This is a genomic window from Stenotrophomonas sp. TWI809 (assembly GCF_039673205.1).
Lineage (GTDB): Bacteria > Pseudomonadota > Gammaproteobacteria > Xanthomonadales > Xanthomonadaceae > Stenotrophomonas.
In genome coordinates this window covers 1-6,209 of record NZ_JBDJLE010000047.1, presented here as the reverse complement: position 1 = coordinate 6,209, position 6,209 = coordinate 1, and the positions used below count along the sequence as shown (strand labels likewise).

The 6,209-nt window shown below is 67.0% G+C and carries 6 protein-coding genes; 2 read left to right on the top strand and 4 right to left on the bottom strand.

The genetic code is table 11. From position 1 onward, the window contains the following. Positions 1–104: 104 nt before the first annotated feature. From ABE472_RS18740 to prmB, 4 genes are all read right to left on the bottom strand, one after another. On the bottom strand, positions 105–1,130 hold the full coding sequence (locus tag ABE472_RS18740; RefSeq protein ID WP_102788063.1) for an aspartate-semialdehyde dehydrogenase: 1,026 nt from the start codon (positions 1,128–1,130) through the stop codon (positions 105–107). 161 nt (positions 1,131–1,291) lie between these two features. Continuing rightward, the gene (locus ABE472_RS18735) at positions 1,292–2,347 is read right to left on the bottom strand and encodes a D-glycerate dehydrogenase (RefSeq protein ID WP_346464653.1); all 1,056 of its coding nucleotides are present in this window, start codon (positions 2,345–2,347) and stop codon (positions 1,292–1,294) included. Continuing rightward, positions 2,340–3,443 carry a chorismate synthase gene (gene aroC / locus ABE472_RS18730; protein WP_346464654.1) on the bottom strand — a complete coding sequence of 368 codons (1,104 nt, stop codon included), beginning with the start codon at positions 3,441–3,443 and terminating at the stop codon, positions 2,340–2,342. The genes ABE472_RS18735 and aroC overlap by 8 nt, the downstream gene beginning before the upstream one ends. After that, positions 3,440–4,369: a 50S ribosomal protein L3 N(5)-glutamine methyltransferase gene (gene prmB / locus ABE472_RS18725; protein ID WP_313208948.1), complete on the bottom strand. Its 930-nt coding sequence runs from the start codon at positions 4,367–4,369 to the stop codon at positions 3,440–3,442. Before prmB ends, aroC begins: the two co-directional genes overlap by 4 nt. Positions 4,370–4,585: 216 nt before the next feature. Between prmB and ABE472_RS18720 the strand changes: the two genes are divergently transcribed. Together ABE472_RS18720 and asd are read left to right on the top strand one after the other, a co-directional pair. Beyond that, complete coding sequence (locus tag ABE472_RS18720) at positions 4,586–5,236, top strand: SCO family protein (RefSeq protein ID WP_265308475.1); 651 nt, start codon at positions 4,586–4,588, stop codon at positions 5,234–5,236. Then, positions 5,233–6,075: an archaetidylserine decarboxylase gene (gene asd, locus ABE472_RS18715; protein WP_346464655.1), complete on the top strand. Its 843-nt coding sequence runs from the start codon at positions 5,233–5,235 to the stop codon at positions 6,073–6,075. Before ABE472_RS18720 ends, asd begins: the two co-directional genes overlap by 4 nt. Positions 6,076–6,209: the final 134 nt, after the last annotated feature.

Below are 6,209 nucleotides of genomic sequence, written 5' to 3'. Positions count from 1 at the left end.
CCCGGGTTTGTTCTCGGCCCCAAATATCCCCGCCCCCCGGGTTGGGGGTTTTTTTTTTTGGGGGGGGGGCGCGCCCCACCCCCCCCCCCCCCCCCACCACGCGATCAGCCTTCGGCGGCGACCAGTTCGGCCAGCTGCACGGCATTGAGGGCAGCGCCCTTGCGGATGTTGTCCGAGACGATCCACAGGTTCAGGCCGCGCGGGTGGGACAGATCCTCGCGGATGCGGCCGACGTACACCGCATCGGTACCTGAGGCATGGGTGACCGGCGTCGGATAGCCACCCGCTTCATGCTTGTCGACCACTTCCACGCCCGGCGAACGTGACAACAGCTCACGCGCGGCATCCGGGGTGACCTTGTCGCGGGTTTCGATGGTGACCGCTTCGGAGTGGCCATAGAACACGGGCACGCGCACGGCGGTCGGGTTCACCAGGATGCTGTCATCGCCGAGGATCTTGCGGGTTTCCCAGACCAGCTTCATTTCTTCCTTGGTGAAGCCGTTGTCCTGGAAATCATCGATGTGCGGGATCAGGTTGAACGCGATCTGCACCGGGAAGCGCTGCGGATCGATTTCCTGGAAGCTGAGCAGCTGGCCGGTCTGCTTGCCGAGTTCTTCCAGCGCCGAGCGACCGCCGCCGGACACCGACTGGTAGGTGGCCACGTTGATGCGCTCGATGCCGTACTGGCGGTGCAGCGGCGCGAGTGCGACCAGCATCTGCATGGTCGAGCAGTTCGGGTTGGCGATGATGCCGCGCGGGCGGTTCTTCAGCGCTTCCGGGTTCACTTCGGAGACGACCAGGGGCACGTCATCGTCGTAACGGAAGGCCGAGGAGTTGTCGATCACCACCGCGCCTGCGGCCGCGAACTTGGGGCCGAACTCCTTGGAGACACTGCCACCGGCGGAGAACAGCGCGATGTCCACGCCGTTCGGATCGAAGGTGCTCAGGTCCTGGACCTTGATCTTCTCGCCCTGGTACTCGATCTCGCCGCCGGCCGAACGCGAGGACGCGAGCAGGCTCAGCGTGGCGATCGGGAAGTTGCGCTCGGCCAGGATGGCCAGCATGGTTTCGCCGACAGCACCGGTGGCACCGACGACGGCGACGTGGAAACGACGATCTGGATTGCTCATGAGAACCTCTGTTGGGTGTACCGACCCGTGGCCGATACGTAACGTGCGTTGGGGATGTGTACCGACCAACGATCGGTACCTGCCGTGCCTTGGAGATATGTGCCGACCATCGGTCGGTACCTACCGGTTCGGGAACCTCGCCTGTTGGCCAGCGCGGTTCCCTATCGTTTTGCGTCGTCGATTTTTTTGCCGCCCACGGTCGCGCCGCCGGTTTTCACGGCAGCGACAGCGTCGGCGTTGATCGCGCTCGGCGGGTGGCCGGCATCCGGGCCCTGCCCCAGTGCGGCGGTCAGGTTGTCCACGGCCAGCTGCACCATCGCCCGGCGGGTGGCCTGGCTGGCGCTGCCGATATGCGGGGTCAGCACGATGTTGTGCAGGGCGAGCAGTTCCGGGCGCACCGTCGGCTCACCTTCGAACACATCCAGCCCGGCCGCGGCCAGGCGCCCGTTGGCCAGGGCATCGGCGAGCGCCAGCTCATCCACGATACCGCCGCGGGCGATGTTGATCAGCGTGGCGGTCGGCTTCATCTTCGCCAGTGCATCGGCATCGATGATGTGGTGCGAGGCGGCGTTGTAAGGCAGCACGAGCACGAGGTGATCGGCCTGCGCCAGCAGCGTATCCAGATCCACATACTGCGCGCCAACCTCGGCCTCGGTGGCCTCGGGCAGCTGCGAACGGTTGTGGTACAGCACGCGCATGCCGAAGCCGTGTGCGCCGCGGCGGGCGATGCCCTGGCCGATGCGGCCCATGCCGAGGATGCCCAGCGTGCTGCCGTGGATGTCCGCACCGAGCATGGTCTGGAACGACCATTGCCCCCACTGCCCGTCACGCAGCCAGCGCTCGGATTCGGTGATGCGGCGCGCGGTAGCCATCAGCAGGGCGAAGCCGAGGTCGGCCGTGGTTTCGGTCAACACATCCGGGGTATTGCTGGCCAGGATGCCGGCGGCGCTGAGCGCGTCGATATCCAGGTTGTTGTAGCCCACACCGACGTTGGCGATCGCGCGCAGCTGGGGCGCGTTGGCGATCTCGGCCGCGCCGATCCGTTCGTTGAGGGTGATCAGCGCGCCGTCGACGTGGGCCAGCTGTTCGGCCAGTTTCTGCGGCGTATAGCGGGTGACGTCGCCGGTCATGGTCAGGTCGAAATGCTGCCCGAGCTGTTCGACGACATCGTCGAACAGGGGCTGGCTGACCCAGACCTTGGGGCGCCGATCAGCCATCGATCGTGGCCGGAATACGCGGCGTGATCTCGCCGACATCGCCGCACTGGGCGCGGTGGCGCAGCGCCTGGTCCATCAGCACCAGCGCCATCATCGCCTCGGCGATCGGAGTGGCGCGGATGCCCACGCACGGATCGTGACGGCCAGTGGTGATCACCTCGACCGAGGCACCGCTGGCGTCCACCGTGGCACCGGGCAGGCGCAGGCTGGAGGTCGGCTTGAGCACGATCGAGGCGGTGACCTGCTGGCCGGTGGAGATGCCACCGAGGATGCCGCCGGCATGGTTGCTGGCAAACCCCTGCGGGGTGAGCAGGTCACGGTGTTCGGTGCCCTTCTGCGCGGCGCTGGCAAAGCCGTCGCCGATCTCCACGCCCTTGACTGCATTGATGCTCATCAGCGCGGCCGCCAGATCGCCATCGAGCTTGCCGTAGATCGGCTCGCCCCAGCCCGGCGGTACGCCGTCAGCCACCACGTTGACCCGCGCACCGACCGAATCGCCGGACTTGCGCAGCGCATCCATGTAGCTCTCCAGCGCGGGCACCTGATCGGCGACCGGCCAGAAGAACGGGTTGTCTTCCACCGCCGACCAGTCGAACCCGGTCGGGGTGATCTCGCCCAACTGCGAGAGATAGCCACGCACGGTGACGCCATGCCGCTGCAGCAGCCACTTCTTGGCGATCACGCCGGCAGCGACGCGCATGGTGGTTTCGCGCGCGGAGGAACGACCGCCACCGCGCGGATCGCGGATGCCGTACTTCTGCCAGTAGCTGTAGTCGGCATGGCCGGGACGGAACTGCTGGGCGATGTTGGTGTAATCCTTGCTGCGCTGGTCCGTATTGCGGATCAGCAGCCCGATCGGGGTGCCGGTGGTACGGCCTTCGTACACCCCGGACAGGATCTCGATCTCATCGGCTTCACGCCGCGCGGAGGTGTGCCGGCTCTTGCCGGTCGCCCGCCGCTGCAGATCATGGGCGAATTCGTCGGCGCTGATCTCCAGCCCCGGCGGACAGCCGTCCACCACGCAGCCGATCGCCGGACCGTGCGATTCGCCGAAGGTGGTGACGGTCAGCAGTTTGCCGAAGCTGTTGGAACTCACGGCCGCTGCGCTGCCAGTTCGGTGATGCGGGCGCTGTGCGCGATCAGTTCGCGGCACTCCACGGCGAAGATGCCCATCTGGCCGACCTTGAACTCGACCCAGCGGAAATCCACTTCCGGCAGCAGCTTGTACAGGTGCTGCTCGGACTCACCCACTTCACAGATCAGCAGGCCATCCTCGCTCAGGTGCAGCGGGGCATCACGCAGGATCTTCAGCACCAGGTCCAGGCCGTCGTCGCCGGCACGCAGGCCCATCTCCGGCTCGTAGGCATATTCCCGCGGCAGGGCATCGGTCTCGTCGTTGGTGACGTACGGGGGATTGGTGACGATCAGGTCGTAGTGACGGCCGGTCAGGCCGTTGAACAGGTCGGACTTGAGCAGGGTGACGTTGGACGTCTGCAGACGTTCCTTGTTCTCTTCGGCCAGCGAGAGTGCTTCGTCGCTGAGGTCGACGCCGTCCACTTCCCAGTTGGGGTAGTAGTGGCCCATGGCGATGGCGATGCAGCCCGAGCCGGTGCACAGGTCGAGGGCGCGATGGACATCGCGGCCGGCCAGCCACGGCTCGAAGCCGCACTCGATCAGTTCGGCGATCGGGGAGCGCGGCACCAGGGCACGCCTGTCGCTCTTGAAGCTCAGGCCGGCGAACCAGGCCTCACCGGTGAGGTAGGCTGCCGGGATGCGCTCGTCGATGCGGCGCTGGAACAGCTCCAGCACGCGGACCTTTTCGTCCTGCAGCAGGCGGGCCTGGCCGTAGGCCGGGCCGAGGTCATGCGGGAGGTGCAGGCTGTGCAGGACGAGCTGGGTGGCTTCGTCCAGGGCGTTGTCGTAGCTGTGCCCGAAGGTCAGCCCGGCGGCGTTGAAACGGCTGGTGCCGTAGCGGATCAGGTCGATGATCGTGTGGAGTTCGGCGGCCGTTTCGGCGGTCATGGCGGGGCAACAGGCAATGTGGCCCCCGATTATAGGCGCTGGGGCGGGCCGGGGCATCCGTTGCAGTCGAAACGAGCCGGAGCCCGGGCCACGGCGAGGATCAAGACAGAAGCCAATGCGGCGGTTGCCAGTCCGTGGGCTGGCGTGCCGACGCCCCTCCCGACAATCCGGCGTGGCTCCCTCTATCATGGTGGCCACTTCCGGGACGGGGCCCTTATGTTCAATCGCAATGTCGGCATCATCCTGCTGATCGCCCTGGCCGCCGGGCTGGGCCTGGTCGTGGCACAGAAGGTCTTCGCGCCCAAGCCAAGCGGTGACCGCCCTGCCACCGAATCGATCACGTTCTATCCGCAGCCGCGTCCGCTGCCCGATTTCAACCTCGGCCAGTCCGATGGCACCCGCCTGATTCCGGGTGAGCTGAAGGGCCACTGGACCCTGGTGTTCCTGGGCTTCACCTTCTGCCCGGATGTGTGCCCGACCACGTTGGCCGATCTGGCCCAGGCCCAGAAACAGTGGGAAGCCCTGCCCGAGACGCTGCGCCCGCGGCTGGTCTTCATTTCGGTCGATCCCGAGCGCGATACGCCGGCACGGCTGGGCGAGTACGTGCATGCGTTCCATAAGGACACCCTGGCCGCGACGGCCGATGTGCCCTCGCTGGAGCGTTTCGCCACCTCGCTGGGCTTTGTGTTCCAGAAGGTGCCGGGCAAGCACTTCGACGAGAACCCCGAGGATTACACCCTCGAACACTCGGCCAGCCTGGCCGTGCTGGACCCGGAAGGCCGCCTGGCCGGTCTGATCCGCCCTCCTTTCCAAGCGCAGGCCATTGCCCGCGACCTGCAACTGCTGACCGAGAAATCCGCCCCATGAGTTTGATGACCACGCTGAGCTACGCCCTGCCCCATCGCCTGCTGTCGTCCATGGCGCGCAGACTGGCGTACTCCAGCAACCCGCGGGTCTCGCGCTGGCTGATCGATACGGTCACCGCCAAGTTCGGCGTGAATCTGGCCGAAGCCGCCAACCCGGACCCGCGCAGCTACCCGACCTTCAACCAGTTCTTCACCCGGGCGCTGAAGCCGGGCGCGCGCGTGGCCGACGCCGATCCGCGCACGCTGGTGATGCCGGCCGATGGCCGGATCAGCCAGCTGGGCAAGATCGAGGACGGCCGCATCTTCCAGGCCAAGGGCCAGTCCTTCACCGCCGCCGAGCTGCTGGGCGATGCCAAGGATGCCGAGGCCTTCCACCACGGCCTGTTCGCCACGGTGTATCTGTCGCCGAAGGATTACCACCGCGTGCACATGCCGTGGACCGGCACGCTGCGCGAGACCGTGCACGTGCCGGGGCGGTTGTTCAGCGTCGGCCCGGCCGCGGTGAACAGGGTGCCGGGGCTGTTCGCCCGCAACGAACGCCTGGTCTGTCACTTCGATACGGACTTCGGCCCGATGGTCTCGGTGATGGTCGGCGCGCTGCTGGTCTCCGGCGTGGAGACGGTGTGGGGCGGCGAGGAGATTCCGGCCTACGGCGATACGATCACGCGCAAGGATTACCGCGGCAAGGGCATCACCCTGGAGCGCTTCGCGGAGATGGCGCGCTTCAACTACGGCTCCACCGTGATCGTGCTGCTGCCGCCGGGGGTGGCCGAGTTCGCGCCACACCTGGATGCCGAGCATGCGGTTCAGTTGGGGCAGGCACTGGCCACCCTGAAGTAACGGTGGTATCGGCCGCTGGCCGGCATTGCGGTAGTGCCGGCCGCTGGCCGGCATCGCAGTAGTGCCGGCCGCTGGCCGGCATCGCGGTAGTGCCGGCCGCTGGCCGGCATCGCAGGCAGTACGGGGAGCCGGCC